This window comes from Phaeobacter sp. JH20_26 (assembly GCF_048056275.1).
In the GTDB taxonomy this organism is placed as follows: Bacteria; Pseudomonadota; Alphaproteobacteria; order Rhodobacterales; family Rhodobacteraceae; genus Phaeobacter; species Phaeobacter bryozoorum.
This window is the reverse complement of sequence record NZ_JAYMWL010000013.1, coordinates 850,781-866,361: the sequence shown is the minus strand read 5'-3', so window position 1 is coordinate 866,361 and position 15,581 is coordinate 850,781. Positions and strand designations below refer to the sequence as shown.

Below are 15,581 nucleotides of genomic sequence, written 5' to 3'. Positions count from 1 at the left end.
TGCGACTTTAGCCAGCCCCAAAGTATTCGCCAACAAAACCGGCGAGATCAGAGGCCTGCCGCACCGCAAGTCCGGGGACCGCGACGGATTTGCCACCACTTGGAGCTATCGCTGCGGTGAAACCAAGTTTTTGCGCTTCTTTCAACCGGTTTTCGGTCTGCGGGGCCGGTCGCAGGGCTCCTGAGAGCGATATTTCTCCGAATACCACCGTATCAGAGGGCAATGCGGTGTCTTCACGGGCGCTGAGCAGCGCCGCCGCCACCGCCAGATCCGCCGCAGGTTCCGATATCTTCATGCCGCCGGCCACATTCAGATAGACGTCGAGCCCGGCAAAGGGGATGCCGCAGCGCGCTTCCAGCACGGCAAGGATCATCGCCAGGCGCGAAGAGTCCCAGCCCACCACGGCCCGGCGTGGCTGCGAATGCGGCGAGGGCGCGACCAGCGCCTGCATCTCGACCAGAACCGGGCGGGTACCTTCAATGCCAGAAAACACCACAGAACCGGGCGAGGGTGTGCCGCGTTCCGACAGAAACAGCGCCGAGGGGTTGCGGACTTCGCTCAGCCCGCCACCGGTCATCTCGAAGACGCCGATCTCATCCGCCGGACCAAAGCGGTTCTTGACCGCGCGCAGAATGCGGAACTGATGCCCGCGCTCGCCTTCGAAATACAGCACGGTATCCACCATATGCTCGACCACCCGCGGACCGGCAATCTGGCCTTCCTTGGTGACATGGCCCACCATGATGATAGAGATCCCATTGGTCTTGGCAAAGGTGGTCAGCTCATGCGCCGCGGCACGGACCTGGCTTACGGATCCCGGCGCGCTGTCCACATGATCGGCCCACATGGTCTGAATGGAGTCGATGATCGCCAGCTGTGGCCGCTCCGCCTCCAGCGTGGTCAGGATATCGCGCAGATTGGTCTCCGCCGCCAGCTTGACCGGCGCTTCAGCCAATCCCAGCCGCTGCGCCCGCATGCGTACCTGCGCACTGGCCTCTTCGCCGCTGACATAGATCGTCTTGAGGCCTGAATGGGCAAACTGCGCCGCCGCCTGTAGCAGCAGCGTCGATTTCCCGATCCCGGGATCGCCGCCCACCAGAATGGCCGAGGCAGGCACCAGCCCGCCGCCCAGCACCCGGTCCAGTTCCGCAACCCCGCAGCAGGTGCGTGGCGGCGGTGTCTCCTCGGTTGCAAGATCGCTGAGCGGAATGGTCTTGCCCCGGCGCATGCCCAGAGATTTCGACGCCGGGCCGCCTTTGGACAGGCCCTTGTCTTCGGTGATGGAATTCCACTCGCCACAGCCATCGCAGCGCCCGGACCACTTTGAAAAAGATGCTCCGCAGGCAGAGCAGGAATATGTTGTTTTTGCCATCCGGTAGATCTGGCAGATGTTTCCGGTTTGTTCAAGTGTCGCGGTCGCTGAAACCGATCCTGCGAGGCGCTGCCTCGCGCTCCGGGATATTTGACGCCAGAAGATGGGAAGTAGCGGATTTCTTCTGGCCGGAAGTATCCCGGGGGAGGCCGCAAGGCCGGGGGCAGAGCCCCCGCGGACCCGGTTCTTACTCGGCAGTTCTGACCCGCCGCTCGGTTATCAGCCCCAGCACCACCGAGGCCAGGATACAGCCTGTAAACAGATAAAGCCCCCAGGCGGTTTCGATCGTCGCGTAGCCGATCCCCTTGGCCAGGGTGATATAGAGCGCGATCAGAAAGACATCGGCCATCGCCAGCTTGCCCAGAATATGGAGGACGGGCTGTAGCCGTATATCCAGCAGGCCCCATTGCACCAGCGCCAGCCCGATGGTTTTGAGATAGGGGGCGAAGATCGCAAAAGCCGTGACCGTCAGAGCAAGGATCACGTCACTACCCCACAGGCTCTGCAAGCCGGTGATCACCGAGATCTCGCTGAGGCCGAAGATCGGCAGCAGACCCGCCCGCATCAACGGCGCAAACCAGGCGACGGGGTAGAGGATCAAGAGCGAAAGGGTGAGGAGGCGGAGGATCATGGCAGCTCGTTTTCTGGGGTCGGCCAAGACTTGCGCGTTTAGTGCCGGATTTGAAGGGGGAAGGGTGCGAGCGAACGCCAGACGCGGTGCCAGAGACAGCGACCCTCGCAAAAAAAGGCCGCGAGGCCTAACGCACCGCCTCGATCGGCCCCTCGGCACGCCCATGGATGAACTGCTCCATGTAGGGATCGCCAGAGTTGTCCATCTCGCTAACCGGGCCGGTCCATTGGATCACGCCTGCGTGCAGCATCGCCACATTGTCGGCAATGGCGCGGACCGAGGACATGTCGTGGGTGATGGTCATCGCCGTTGCGCCCATTTCCACCACGATCTCGCGGATCAGGTCGTTGATCACGCCGGACATGATCGGGTCCAGGCCGGTGGTCGGCTCGTCAAAGAAGATGATTTCGGGCTCGGCTGCAATCGCACGGGCAAGTCCCACACGCTTCTGCATGCCGCCCGACAGTTCTGCGGGCAGCCGGTCCGCCACATCAGCCTTCAGACCCACCCGGCGCAGCTTCTCGATGGCGATTTCGCGCGCCTCTTCGGTGGGCCGCTTCAGCGCGCCGCGCAAGAGGCGGAAGGCCACGTTTTGCCAGACCGGCAAGCTGTCAAACAGCGCGCCGCCCTGGAACAGCATCCCGAAGCGGGCCAGAAACATGTCGCGGTCGCCGGATCCGGCGGGTTTGCCATCGACAAGGATCTCACCGCTGTCGGGCTGGATCAGGCCAAGGATGCTTTTCAGCGCCACCGATTTGCCGGTACCGGAGCCGCCGATGATCACCATTGAGGTGCCTTTGGCGATCTCGAGATTCATGCCATTGAGCACGCGGTTGTCGCCAAAGGCCTTATAGACGTCTTTCATCTGGATCATAGCGAGAAGAAAATCCCTGTAAGGACAAAATTGGCGGCCAGGATCAGCACGGCTGCGGCCTCAACCGAGCCTTTGGTGGCGCGGCCGACGCCCTGCGCGCCGCGGCCCGACTGCATGCCGTAGTAGCAGCCCATCGTGGCGGCGATGGTGCCAAAGGCGGCGCCTTTGACCAGGCTCGAGACGATGTCGCGGGCTTCGAGGAAATCTACGGTGTTCTTCAGATAGGCAGCCGGGTTGAAGCCCAGATTCTGGGTCGCCACCACATAGCCGCCCATAATGCCGATGATGTCACCAACCCCGACAAGCACCGGCACTGTGATCAGCGCGGCCAGCACCCGCGGCGCCACCAGGTATTTCATCGGATGGGTGGAGAGCGTCACCAGCGCGTCGATCTGCTCGGTCACCTTCATGGTGGCGATCTCCGCCGCGATGGAGGAGGTGACGCGCGCGGCGATCATCAGCCCGACCAGAACCGGGCCGAGTTCGCGAACCATGCCGATCGCCACGATCTGCGGAACCACAGCCTCTGCGTTGAAGCGGGCGCCGCCGGCATAGATCTGCAAGGCCAGGGCCGCGCCGGTGAAAATCGCGGTCAGCCCAACCACCGGCAGCGACAGCCAGCCCACCTGCAACAGCGCATTGAGCAACTCGCGCGGGTAGAAGGGCGGGCGCAGCATGTGGCTGAAGGTCGAAAGACCAAAGAGCGTGACCCGCCCCACAGCCCCCAGTCCGGCAAGGGCCATCTGTCCCAGCCGGGCAAGCAGGCTGAGGGGCGAGAGACGCGAGAGGGTGCTCATCCGGTGTAGCTCCGTGCATAGCGGCTGCCGAGGGCAGTGAGAATTTCATAGCCGATGGTGCCGGCCGCATCGGCAAGCGTATCGACGGTCTGGCGTTCATTCAGAATGGTCAGATGACCCGGCTCGTCGCCAAGGTCGGTGACATCGACCGTGATCAGATCCATCGACACCCGGCCGACCACGGGGCAGGGCGTGTCGCCCGCGTAGACCTTGATCCCACCATTGCCAAGCGCGCGGTGCAGCCCGTCGGCATAGCCTGCGGCGACGGTGGCAATACGGCTGGGGCGCTGCGCAGTCCAGCTGTTGCCATAGCCGACGGTCTCGCCGAGATCCAGGCTGCGGATCTGGATCACCGGCAGATCGAGTTGCACCACCGGCAGCGCATCACCGAAGGGCTGGCCACCATATAGGCCGATGCCCGGACGGCAGAGGTCGAAGTGATACTTGCGCCCCAGCAGCAGCCCGCCGGTCGCGGCGAGGGAGCGGGGCAGATCAAGCCCGTCGGTCATCTCGACGAAGCGCTGCAACTGCTGGTCGTTCATCGGATGGGCCGGCTCATCGGCGCAGGCCAGATGCGACATCAGCAGCACCGGCCCCTGGCTGAGCGCGATGTCGCGCACGGCGCTCCACTCGGCGGCTTCCATGCCGAGCCGGTTCATGCCGCTGTCGAGCTGCACGCCAAAGGGGTGCCCCGGCAGGCTTTCGAAATGGCGCAGCATCTGGTCCAGCGAATTGAGCATCGGCGTCAGCTGGAAATCACGCAGCAGTTTTGCATCGCCTTCCATATGGCCTGCAAAGACCGAGATGCCGGGGCCGGGCCCGATGGCGCGGCGCAGGGCGACGCCTTCCTCTGCCATGGCCACGAAGAAATTGCGCGCGCCCGCCTTGGCCAGCGCCTTGCCAACGCGGCCTGCGTCCAGCCCATAGCCATTGGCCTTGACCACGGCGGCGGTTTCGCAATTGGTCAGCGCATCGAGATTGCGCCAGTTGGTCACCAGCGCATCGAGGTTGAGTGTCAGTCTAGCAGTCGTCATGTGCTGTTCATGACATGGGGGGCACAGGGGTCAAGGGGGAAACCGCATTCCGGCTTTGCTGCGGGCGTGCTTGGCGGAGTTTCGGCGCTGACCTGACACATATCGGCCTGCGGGGAGACCGGGCCTGCAGGGGCTGTCACGGCAAGTGCTGATCTGCGCCGCGATCGGGGATTTCGAGTATTTCTGGAAAGGTGACAGGCAAGACCTGGACCATGACCGAGGACAAGCGCCGAGCTGCGGCCCAAGTCGGCAGGGCGCGCGGGGCAGGGCCGCGGCATAACAACAAGGCAGCACAATAGATCTGCGCCGCCTGATGTCGATTGCCGAATTATCAGCGCTCAATATTCGGGCGCATGGTCCTGCTGCCAGGCTTTGGCGAGATTGCCGAAACGGGTGAACTGCGCCTCAAACGCCAGTTCCACGGTGCCGATGGGGCCGTGACGCTGCTTGCCGACGATCACCTCGGCCTTGGCGTGCAGCCGTTCCATGGCCTGTTTCCATTCTTCCATCTTGTCCAGCTCGTGATCGCCGGGCTTCTCGCGCTCCTTGTAGTATTCCTCGCGGAACACGAACATGACCACGTCGGCATCCTGCTCGATCGAGCCTGATTCCCGCAGATCCGACAGCTGCGGACGTTTGTCTTCGCGGCTTTCCACCTGACGCGACAGCTGGGAGAGGGCAACCACCGGAATGTTCAGCTCCTTGGCGATGGCCTTCATGCCCATGGAGATCTCGGCGATTTCATTGACCCGGTTGTCAGCCATGCCGCGACAGAGCTGGAGGTAGTCGATGACCAGCAGATCCAGCCCATGGGTCCGCTTCAGGCGTCGTGCCCGGGCCGCGAGCTGCGAGATCGGCAGCGCCGGGGTGTCGTCGATAAACAGCGGACAGCTTTCCAGATCCTTCGCCGCCTGAACGAACCGGCGGAACTCTTCCTCGGTCATATCGCCCTGACGGATCTTGTGGGAGGAAATTTCCGAAGCCTCGGCGAGGATACGGCCGGCCAGCTGTTCGGCCGACATCTCCAGCGAGAAAAAGCCAACCACCCCCCCGTCAATGGCGCCTTCGGTGCCATCGGGTTTCACACCCCGCTTATAGGCCTTGGCCACGTTGAAGGCGATGTTGGTCGCCAGCGAGGTCTTGCCCATCGAGGGCCGCCCGGCGAGGATCAGGAGGTCCGAGGGGTGCAGGCCGCCGAGCTGTTTGTCGAGATCAGCCAGACCGGTGGAAATCCCGGCCATGCCGCCGCCACGCTGATAGGCTTCATTGGTGACATTGACCGCTTCGGTGACCGCCTTGAGAAAGGATTTGAAGCCACTTTCCGTCTGCCCCTGTTCGGCCAGTTTATAAAGCGACTGTTCCGCCTCGACGATCTGCTCCTTGGGTTCGGAGGCGACATCGACGCGGCGTGCCTTGTCGGCGATGCTGCGCCCCAGTGCGATCAGCTCGCGGCGGATCGCCAGATCATAGATCATCTGCGCATAGTCGCGCACCGCAAAGGCCGAGATCGAGGCGCCTGCCAGTTTTGCCAGATAGGCAGGGCCGCCCAGTTCCTTCAGCCCCTCGTCATCCTCCATGAACGCCTTCAGCGTGACCGGGGAGGCCAGCGTGTTCTTTGAGATCCGCGCAGCGGCGATCTCGTAGATGCGGGCATGGACCGGATCGTAGAAATGCGCCGAGGTGATGATCGAGGCAACGCGGTCGTAGACGTCGTTGTTGGTCAGGATGGCGCCGAGGAGCTGCTGTTCGGCCTCGACGGAATGGGGCAGGATGCTGACGTCGTCTGCATTGCCCTCGCCAGTGGCATCAGGCTGCGGGGCGGCGGGCAGATTGGGGTCAAAAGGCGTAATATCGTTCATCGCTGCTCTCGTCTTTGGCCCCGCGTTATACCGGCGTGGCGCGCGGTTTGGCTATCTGGAAAACTCTGTGGATGAATTGTGAACAGCCTGTGGATATCCGCAGGCTGGCCTGTGCGCCAAATCCACAGAGACCGGCTTGGGCTGGGCGTATTCTATATCATGTGGTGTAATCTGGAAAGCGATCTATATCTGGGAGATTGCCTGTGGCAGAGACGATTCGAGGGCAGCCCTGTCCACAGGCCGCCCCCGGTGCATCACTGCGCTGATTTCAGATCAGGCGGATTTATGCGCGTCCTGCCAGGCGCGCGGATCCTTGAGGAAACGCTCCACCTCATCCAGCGTCTCGCTGGAGAAGGCCTGCTGCGCGCGCGCCTCGGCCAGCACGTCCCACCAGGTGCACAGATAGTGCAGCGATACGCCGTGGTCGCCCAGCGTCTTTTCGGTTTCGGGGAAGATGTCGTAGTAGAAGACCACTGCCGTATGGCCACAGGAGGCGCCGGTTTCGCGGATCGCATCGACAAAGGACAGTTTCGAACCGCCATCGGTGGTCAGATCCTCCACCAGCAGCACCCGCTCGCCATCGCTCATCGCGCCTTCGATGCGGGCGTTCTTGCCATAGCCTTTGGGCTTCTTGCGCACATAGGTCATCGGCAGCGCCATGCGCTCGGCGACCAGCGCGGCAAAGGGAATACCTGCGGTTTCGCCCCCGGCAATATTGTCAAAGGCCTCAAAGCCGGCATTGCGCATCACTGTGACGGTCATGAAATCCATCAGCGTCGAGCGGATCCGCGGAAAGGAGATCAGCTTGCGGCAGTCGATATAGCTGGGCGACGGCAGGCCGGAGGCCAGGGTATAGGGCGTCTCGGTATTGAAATTCACCGCGCCGATCTCCAGCAGCATACGGGCGGAAAGACGGGCGATTTCTTCGCGGGAAGGGTAGGAGGAGGGGATCATTCTATCATCCTTGTGGTCGGCGCGAGCCGCCGGTGGCAGGAGCCTCCGGCGGGGATATTTGGAGCCAGAAGATATGGTCAGGCAACTTTCCAGAATACATCAAACCCCGGATCAAAGACGGTCACCGGGCCATCGGCGGTGCTGATCTGGTCGGGGAACACTACGGCATTGTCCTGCTTGATCAGGGTCAGCCTGTCTGCATTGACGGGCAGGCCGTAGAAGGCCGGGCCATGTTCCGAGGCAAAGCCCGCCAGCTTGTCCAGCGCGGCCTCTTCTTCGAAGACATGCGCGAGCAGCGACATCGTATTGGGGGCCGTGAAACAGCCGGCACAGCCGCAGGCGCTGAGTTTGTTGGGGTCGGTATGGGGCGCGGAATCCGTGCCGAGGAAAAACCGCCGATCGCCGGAGGTGGCGGCCGCGCGCAGGGCGATCCTGTGCTCCTCGCGCTTGGCCACCGGCAGGCAGTAGTAATGCGGTTTGATGCCGCCGGCCAGGATGTGGTTGCGGTTGATGATCAGATGGTGCGTGGTGATTGTCGCGCCGAGGTCTTCGTCCTGGCTGGTGACATAATCGGCGGCGTTTCTGGTGGTGATATGTTCCATCACCACCCGCAGGCCCGGTGTCGCCTTGCGGATCGGGTCCAGCACCCGGTCGATGAAAACCGCCTCGCGGTCGAAAATGTCGATATCATGGTCGGTGACCTCGCCATGGGTGCAGAGCGGCAGGCCGATCTCTGCCATCGTCTCCAGCACCGCACGGACCTTGTCGAAATTGCTCACCCCCGAAGCAGAGTTGGTGGTGGCCCCGGCCGGATACAGCTTCACCGCCTTGACCAGACCGCTGGCGTGGGCCGCTGCCACATCCGCAGGATCGGTGTCCTCGGTCAGGTAGAGCGTCATCAGCGGTTCAAATGCCATGCCGTCGGGCAGGGCCGCCAGAATACGGTCGCGGTAGGCGGCGGCCTGGTCACCGGTCACCACGGGCGGCACCAGATTCGGCATGATGATCGCACGGCCGAAATGGCGGGCGGTTTCGGGGAGAACGGCCTTCAGCATCGCGCCGTCGCGCAGATGCAGATGCCAGTCATCGGGGCGGGGGATGGTGAGCTGAACGGTCATGGCGTTCGCCTAGCACAGGGCCGCGCGAAGGGGAAGCGACGGGATCATCTTGTCGCGCCGCTGGCCTGTCCCCAGTGTCGCTCAGCGCTCGGGTGGCAGGGTGATCTCGCCCTCGGCAGCGCGTTTCCGGAGCGCCTCAAGCCGACGACGGAAGCGCGGGGCCCGCAGCCTGCCGGTGACATTGCGGCAGAGCAGCGCCATCAGATAGGGGCGGTCTGTCTGTTCCAGCTCTGCCATCAGCTTTCGCAGATACGGGCCATTGGTGCGGCGGGCGCGATAGAGTTTGTAGAACTGCTGTTCCGTCAGCCGGTCGGCACCGGCCAGCGCCAGAATATTATAGAGGATTTCCATCTCGATCAGCCGGGTCTGCACAGTGTCGCCCAGATGGGGCGTGCGCAGGCGCATCACGTTTTTGCGCGCAAACAGGGCGGCATGCATGGAATCCAGCCGCTCACGCGGATCGTAGATCACAAAGCCCTGCCGGGCCGCATCCATCATGTCGGGGGCAAACCCGTAGCGATGGCTGAAATCGACACGGCGCATCTCGGTGAAGCGGTCGTCCCAGTCTGTCAGCCGGGGATCAAGGGTTGCTTGCGGCTGGATCGCGACCACGGTAGCGCCGGGCGCGGCCACGGAGAAGGCGGCCGCGGCATAGCCGCAGGGACCGGCGCCGTAGAACACCACCTTGTCGAATTCGTCAAAGAAACCATCATCGATCAGCTGGTCGAAAAACCCGAAGATGCGGTCATTGCGAAACCAGGTGTCGCCGTTGGAGATGAGGCACAGATGCGACCAGCCCAGGTTCTTGACCAGATCAAACCCGAGGGGCTGCGCCAGATCTGACAGGTTGTGGATGCCTTGGATTGTCTCAAAGCTGACCAGCAGCGTATTGCCCTGATCGATGAAGCTGGCAAAGTGACGGTTCCCGAGCGGCTGATACATGCCGTTTTCTTCGGCCAGCGCGGCCATGCGGGCCTGCCACTGCGCGGGCTTCAGCCCGGACAGATCCTCGTCCAGCGTGTCCAACGTATCCTGCTGCATAGCCTCGTCCTCTCGCCCCGTCCTGGATCGGACGGGTTTGCCTCCAGCAACATCTAAAGGCGAAATAAGGCTAAAATTGGAAATTGTAAGGCCGGTTTGTCGGCCATTGTTGCGCGCAAAAGGAGGCGGAACGGCTTGCTGCGCGGGCGGCGGGGGCGGGCCGATCGCATCCGGTCAGGGCTCAGCTCTGCCCACTGCTCAATCCTGCCCATTGTCGGGTTTGTCGCTGCCCTGCTGCGCGCTGTGACGGCCCAAGGTAGCAAAACCGGCGAGAGTGCGGGCGGTTCCGGGGCTGATCAGCCGCGAAGGCGGAGTCATCAGCAGGCGCGAAAACAATGTCCGATAGGCGTCCTGCTGCATCAACATGCGAAAGCGGTCGTGGCGCCACTGCACCGCGCGTTCGTGCAGGCGCTGCAGCTTGGGGTCTTCGCGCAGCAGCTCGGCGATCGCCTCACGGGCGGGGCGATAGCGGGCGATGCTGCCGTCCTCATCGGTGTTGAAATTGCGTTCCACCCAATAATCCATGCCCAGCTCGCCCGGGCGGTTGACCCGTCCGCGGTCGGCTTTCAGCACATAGCTCTCCATCGCGCCAAGCGGGTAGTGGTTGAGCTGCACCAGATCGAAATTCGACTGACCATAGTTGGAGTAGATCCGCTGCGTCCTGAAGTCCTGACCCAGTTCACGACCCGATCCGTCGAACCAGCGATACCGCGCCAGCGCGGCCTCCTCCTGTGGGCTTCGCGGGCGATGCACCCCCAGTTTGCGATAGGTGCCGTCATTGCGATAGAGCGTCTTGAACATCGCCGCGCGCCACGGCCAGTGGATCACCTCCGGTGCGCAGCGGGTAAAGCTGTCGGTCACCGGCTGGTCCTGATAGCGCACCGTTTCGCCATTGCCGAACAGCCGCCAGGTGAGGGTGATCGCATCCGCCTCCGGCAGCGCGTCATGCAGGTCGGTCAGGCGGCCGTCTCCGACGTGGATATTGACGAACTCATCCACGTCAAACGCCATCACCCAGTCCGCCTTGCGCATCAGCCGGTGTTTGTCCGCTTTCTTCAGCCCGGTGAACTGGATGCCGCCCTTGTCATAGGGGCCGTCGTTGCGCAGATGGGTGATATGGCCCAGTTCATCCAGTCGATCCAGCATCCGGTCGGTGCCATCCGCGCAGTCATTGGACAGGATCAGAATATCGCTGAAGCCGACGGCCTTGTGATGGGCGATCCACTCCAGCAGGAAAGCCCCTTCGTTCTTTACACATGTTACGGCCAGTGTTCGCATGCTGTCTCCCGCTACGTCTGTGCCGTCGCCGCCTTGGGGGCATGGCGCGCCCTTGGGGCGGATGGCCTGCCTCTGTCATCGCATTGCAGCGAAAGCCGGTCAATGTCATGCGCCGCTGCGCCGGGTGTTTGGGCCTTGCTGTGCAGATCGGTACATGCGGTGCGGGCGTGGTCGGCGGGGCGTCTATGAGACCAAAGTGGCATCGACAAGCGCTTGACCCGGCCGGTTCGGCGTGGCCTCTTGGTGCTGAACATATGGCCTGTTGGTCAGGGGCCAGATGTCTCCTGATCAGGGACCAGAAGGGGGGCAGATGTCGCAGGAAACACGGGCGGTCGAGCCGGAAAATCCCACCCGCCACGCAGCGGACAGTGCCCAGGCTCGGGGACGGGCTCAGGGGCAGGCTCAGGCCAACGGTCTGCCCGGCTCCATTGATGCGGTGCAAACCCTGCTGACAGGCGCGGGCTATGTCGCGGATCGCGGGCTTGCCACGGTGGTCTTCCTGTCGCTGCGCCTCGGTCGGCCGCTGTTTCTGGAGGGCGAGGCCGGGGTCGGCAAGACCGAGATCGCCAAGACACTCGCCGCCGCGCTTGGACGTCGGCTGATAAGGCTGCAATGCTACGAGGGGCTGGATGTCGCCAGCGCCGTCTATGAATGGAACTTTGCCGCCCAGATGATGGCCATCCGCACCGCCGAAGTCGCCGCCGGGGAGGCAAGCGACCGTGCTGCGCTTCAGGCGGAACTCTTCAGCGACGACTATCTGATCCGCCGCCCGCTGCTTGAGGCGATGCAGCCGGACCCGGCGGGCGCACCTGTCTTGCTGATCGACGAACTCGACCGCACCGATGAGCCGTTCGAGGCCTTCCTGCTTGAGGCGCTCAGCGATTTTCAGGTCACCATCCCCGAACTCGGCACCATCAAGGCTCCCGAGCCGCCCATTGTGATCCTCACCTCCAACCGCACCCGCGAGGTGCATGACGCGCTGAAACGCCGCTGTCTCTATCACTGGGTGGATTACCCGGACTTTGAGCGCGAAATGGAGATCCTGACCGCCCGCGCTCCCGGTCTCGCACCGCGTCTGTCGCAGGAGGTCGTCGCCTTTGTGCAGGCCCTGCGCACCGAGGATCTGTTCAAACGCCCGGGCATCGCCGAAACCATCGACTGGGCCAATTGCCTGCTGGCGCTGGATGTGATCGACCTGTCGCCCGAGGTGATCGCCGACACGCTGGGGGCCATCCTGAAATATCAGGATGATATCAGCCGCCTGCATGGATCAGAGGCCAAACGCATTCTCGATCAGGCCCGTGCCGCGCTGGGTCCCGCCTGATGCGCCAGCCCTGTCCATATGCCTGAATACCCGCCATTGCCGCTGCCGGAAACGCCCCGGCTGGCGCAGAACATCACCCATTTCGCGCGGGCTTTGCGCCGCGCTGGGCTGCCTATCGGTCCGGGCCGGGTGAGCGAGGCGGTGGAGGCTGTTGCCGCTGCTGGCTTTACCTCGAAACAGGATTTCTACTGGACACTGCACGCCTGTTTTGTCTCCAAGCCGGAGCATCGTCAGGTCTTTGCGCAGATCTTTCGCCTCTATTGGCGCGATCCGCGCTTTCTGGAGCATATGATGGCGGCGATGCTGCCCGCAATCCGTGGCACGCAGGAGGAGAAGGCCGCCAAACCGGCCCAGAAACGCGCCGCCGAGGCATTGCTGGACGGGGCTGAGGCACCGGATCGCCCTGACCCGCCGGAGGGGGAGGAGCCACCGGAACAGCTGGAATTAAACGCCGAACTCACCATGTCGCGCGAGGAACGGTTGCGGCAGCTCGACTTTGAGCAGATGAGCACCGCCGAGGTGGCCGAGGCCAAGCGGATGCTGGCCAAGATGCAGCTGCCGATCCGCCCCATTCAGTCGCGCCGTTTGATGGCGGCTCCCTCTGGCAGCCGGATCAACTGGCGACGCACGCTCGCCCAGGCCGCACGTCAGGGCGGAGAGGTCACGACCCTCGCACGGGCGCAGCGACGACTGCGCTGGCCCAATCTGGTGGTGATCTGCGATATCTCCGGCTCGATGAGCCAATATTCCCGCCTGATCCTGCATTTCTTGCATGCGGTCGCCAATCGCAAGGGGCCGGGCTGGGCGCGGGTCCATGGTTTTACCTTCGGCACACGGCTTACCAACATTACCCGCCATCTGGCGCAGCGCGATGTTGATGCCGCCCTGGCCGCAGCCGGGGCCGAGGCGCAGGACTGGGAGGGTGGCACAAGGATCGGCGCCTGCCTGCATGATTTCAACCGTGACTGGTCGCGCCGCGTCATGGGGCAGGGGGCCGTGGTCCTGCTGATCACCGACGGGCTGGACCGCGACGACAGCGATCAGCTCAGTGCGGAAATGCAGCGGCTGCATCTCTCCGCGCGCCGTCTGATCTGGCTCAACCCCTTGCTGCGCTTTGACGGGTTCGCCCCCAAGGCGCGCGGCATCCGCGCCATGCTGCCTCATGTCGACAGCTTTCGCGCAGGCCATTCCATTGCCGCGCTTCAGGATCTGGCGGATATGCTCGCGCGTCAGGATGACAGCGGCGAAAAACAGCGCCTGATGCAGATGCTGACCGCCGACTGACCCCGGCGCCCGACGCCCGCATCGGCAGGCTCTGGCCGAAAAATGACCCTCACAGGCAACTTATTTGCTTTGCCGCGAGTTGGCTCCTTAGGCTTTGCACCGCACAGCGAAAGGAACACCGCATGGTTTCGCAGCTTCTCAGATCCTCGACCGCATTGGCGGTCATCGTCTCTCTCAGCCTTCCGGTCGCCGCACCGGCGCAGTCCAAATCGGATCCGACCGATCTCAGCCAGATGACGGCGGAGCAGATCACCGAGGCCGTGCAGCGCTGCCTGCGTTGGCTGCAAAACGGCCGCATCACCCCCGAGGGTGAGATCCTCAAAGGCAAGGGCAAAGGCGCCAAGGCAGAATTCTGCCAGGCCTATGTCACCGGAGAGCTGGACGCAGCATTGGATCCGGCGCTCGCGTCCGTTGCCCTGATGGCGGGCGCTGAACAGGCTGAGCCTGCACCTGAGGCAGGCGAACAGGCTGAGCCAGCAGCCCCGACCGAGGCCGAGCAGGCCGCCGCCGCTCCGGTTGAACCTGCCCCAGAACCTGCCACAGACGCTGCCGAATCTCAGACCGCGCCGACCGAAGCTCCGGCCGAGACGGCAGAGACAGCCGTTGAACAGAGCGCAGGTGAAACCACCGCAGAGGCAGAGACACCGGTGGAGCCGGCAGCCAATGACGGGGTGGATGCAGCCGCCAGCACAGAGGCAGGCGCCGCCGCCGCACCCGAGGCTACGGCTGAGGCCGAGACCACCTCCGACACCGAACTGGCCGCAGCGCTGGCAGAGGCGGAGGCCGTGACCGACCCTGCACCTGCGTCCGATCCTGAACCCGAACCCGAGGTTGAGCCGCTCGACAGTCAGGCGCAGGCCGACGCCCTTGCCCAGACCGAGGAGGCAGATGACAGCGCCGCCGCCGCAGCGGCCAGCGCCGCCGCCACCGAGGAGGCAGAGGTTGTCGAGGAAACCGTGACCGAGGACAGCGCGCGCAGTTCGGATGAGGAGTTTGAAACTGCGGTGAACACCCCGGCGGCTGAGGCCGCGGCCACTGCCGAGACGTCTGCAAACGCTGAAACTGACAGCAACAGCGCCGCTGCCACCGCAGACAACGACGATGACGGTCTCAGCAAGTTGCAGAAGGCCGCTCTGCTTGGACTGGGGGCCGTGGCCATCGGCCAGCTCCTGAAACAGGGCGAAACCGTTGTCAGCAATTCCGGCGACCGCGCGGTGGTTGAACAGAACGGCCAGTACCGGGTGATCAAGAATGACGACGCCCTGCTTCGCCAGCCCGGCAGCAATGTCACCACCTACAAGTTCAAAGACGGGTCCACCCGGACCGTTGTCGTACGCGAGGATGGCGCTGAGGTGGAAACCATCCGCGCCCGCGATGGCCGCGTCCTGCGCCGCACCCGCACGCTGACCGATGGCAGCACCGTGGTCCTGTTCGACGACACCCAGCGCAGCGACAATGTTGTGGTCTCCGAACTGCCCACCGCCGCGCCGCGTCAATCAGGTTTCAGCAGCGACGCGATCAGCGCCGATGAGCTGGCGCTGGCCCTGGCGGCAAAGGAATCGCCACAGGTCAACCGCCGCTTCTCCCTGCGCCAGATCCGCAATATTGACGCGGTGCGCCGCTTGGTGCCGGAAATCACCGTGCAATCCATCAACTTCGAGACCGGCTCTGCCGTGATCCGCGCCGCCGAGGCCGAAGAGCTATCGGCGCTGGGCAATGCCATGCGCGAGATGATTGCAAAGAACCCGCAGGACGTGTTCCTGATCGAAGGCCACACCGATGCGGTCGGTGCCGCGCCCTATAATCTGGCACTATCGGACCGCCGCGCCGAGAGTGTCGCGCTGGCGCTCACCGAATATTTCAACGTGCCGCCGGAAAACATGGTGGTGCAGGGCTATGGGGAAACCGATCTGGCCGTGGTGACACAGCGCGCCGACCGCGCCAACCGCCGCGCTGCCGTACGCCGCATCACGCCGCTGCTACAGGGCGGTAGCTGACCGGGTGGCAGGGGGCAA

General features: G+C 63.7%; 13 protein-coding genes. 3 read left to right on the top strand and 10 right to left on the bottom strand.

Annotation, left to right across the window (positions count from 1 at the left end; genetic code table 11):
- Positions 1 to 7 precede the first annotated feature (7 nt).
- The 10 genes from radA to VWY60_RS09925 form a co-directional block, all read right to left on the bottom strand.
- Positions 8 to 1,372, bottom strand: a complete 1,365-nt coding sequence (gene radA / locus VWY60_RS09970; protein WP_340545155.1) for a DNA repair protein RadA — start codon at positions 1,370 to 1,372, stop codon at positions 8 to 10.
- A 187-nt stretch (positions 1,373 to 1,559) separates the two neighbouring features.
- A complete protein-coding gene (locus VWY60_RS09965) occupies positions 1,560 to 2,003 on the bottom strand; it encodes a paraquat-inducible protein A (RefSeq protein WP_416535914.1) in 444 nt (147 codons plus the stop codon).
- A 127-nt stretch (positions 2,004 to 2,130) separates the two neighbouring features.
- On the bottom strand, positions 2,131 to 2,877 hold the full coding sequence (locus tag VWY60_RS09960; protein ID WP_340545157.1) for an ABC transporter ATP-binding protein: 747 nt from the start codon (positions 2,875 to 2,877) through the stop codon (positions 2,131 to 2,133).
- Positions 2,874 to 3,674: an MlaE family ABC transporter permease gene (locus VWY60_RS09955; RefSeq protein ID WP_340545158.1), complete on the bottom strand. Its 801-nt coding sequence runs from the start codon at positions 3,672 to 3,674 to the stop codon at positions 2,874 to 2,876. The genes VWY60_RS09960 and VWY60_RS09955 overlap by 4 nt, the downstream gene beginning before the upstream one ends.
- Positions 3,671 to 4,708 (bottom strand): alanine racemase, encoded by a 1,038-nt coding sequence (alr, locus tag VWY60_RS09950; protein WP_416540377.1) that lies wholly within the window; start codon positions 4,706 to 4,708, stop codon positions 3,671 to 3,673. Before alr ends, VWY60_RS09955 begins: the two co-directional genes overlap by 4 nt.
- 338 nt (positions 4,709 to 5,046) lie before the next feature.
- Positions 5,047 to 6,567 (bottom strand): replicative DNA helicase, encoded by a 1,521-nt coding sequence (locus VWY60_RS09945; protein WP_416535911.1) that lies wholly within the window; start codon positions 6,565 to 6,567, stop codon positions 5,047 to 5,049.
- 273 nt (positions 6,568 to 6,840) lie between these two features.
- On the bottom strand, positions 6,841 to 7,521 hold the full coding sequence (locus VWY60_RS09940; protein WP_416535910.1) for an orotate phosphoribosyltransferase: 681 nt from the start codon (positions 7,519 to 7,521) through the stop codon (positions 6,841 to 6,843).
- A 77-nt stretch (positions 7,522 to 7,598) separates the two neighbouring features.
- Positions 7,599 to 8,639, bottom strand: a complete 1,041-nt coding sequence (gene pyrC, locus VWY60_RS09935) for a dihydroorotase (RefSeq protein ID WP_416540376.1) — start codon at positions 8,637 to 8,639, stop codon at positions 7,599 to 7,601.
- Between the two features lie 81 nt (positions 8,640 to 8,720).
- Positions 8,721 to 9,680: a phosphoadenosine phosphosulfate reductase gene (locus VWY60_RS09930; protein WP_340545163.1), complete on the bottom strand. Its 960-nt coding sequence runs from the start codon at positions 9,678 to 9,680 to the stop codon at positions 8,721 to 8,723.
- A 198-nt stretch (positions 9,681 to 9,878) separates the two neighbouring features.
- The gene (locus VWY60_RS09925) at positions 9,879 to 10,958 is read right to left on the bottom strand and encodes a glycosyltransferase family 2 protein (RefSeq protein WP_416540375.1); all 1,080 of its coding nucleotides are present in this window, start codon (positions 10,956 to 10,958) and stop codon (positions 9,879 to 9,881) included.
- 310 nt (positions 10,959 to 11,268) lie between these two features.
- Here VWY60_RS09925 and VWY60_RS09920 point away from each other — a divergent pair, with 310 nt between their 5' ends.
- From VWY60_RS09920 to VWY60_RS09910, 3 genes are all read left to right on the top strand, one after another.
- Positions 11,269 to 12,282: an AAA family ATPase gene (locus VWY60_RS09920; protein ID WP_416540374.1), complete on the top strand. Its 1,014-nt coding sequence runs from the start codon at positions 11,269 to 11,271 to the stop codon at positions 12,280 to 12,282.
- Between the two features lie 18 nt (positions 12,283 to 12,300).
- Positions 12,301 to 13,566: a vWA domain-containing protein gene (locus VWY60_RS09915; RefSeq protein WP_416537766.1), complete on the top strand. Its 1,266-nt coding sequence runs from the start codon at positions 12,301 to 12,303 to the stop codon at positions 13,564 to 13,566.
- A 122-nt stretch (positions 13,567 to 13,688) separates the two neighbouring features.
- Complete coding sequence (locus tag VWY60_RS09910) at positions 13,689 to 15,563, top strand: OmpA family protein (RefSeq protein WP_416540373.1); 1,875 nt, start codon at positions 13,689 to 13,691, stop codon at positions 15,561 to 15,563.
- Positions 15,564 to 15,581 lie beyond the last annotated feature (18 nt).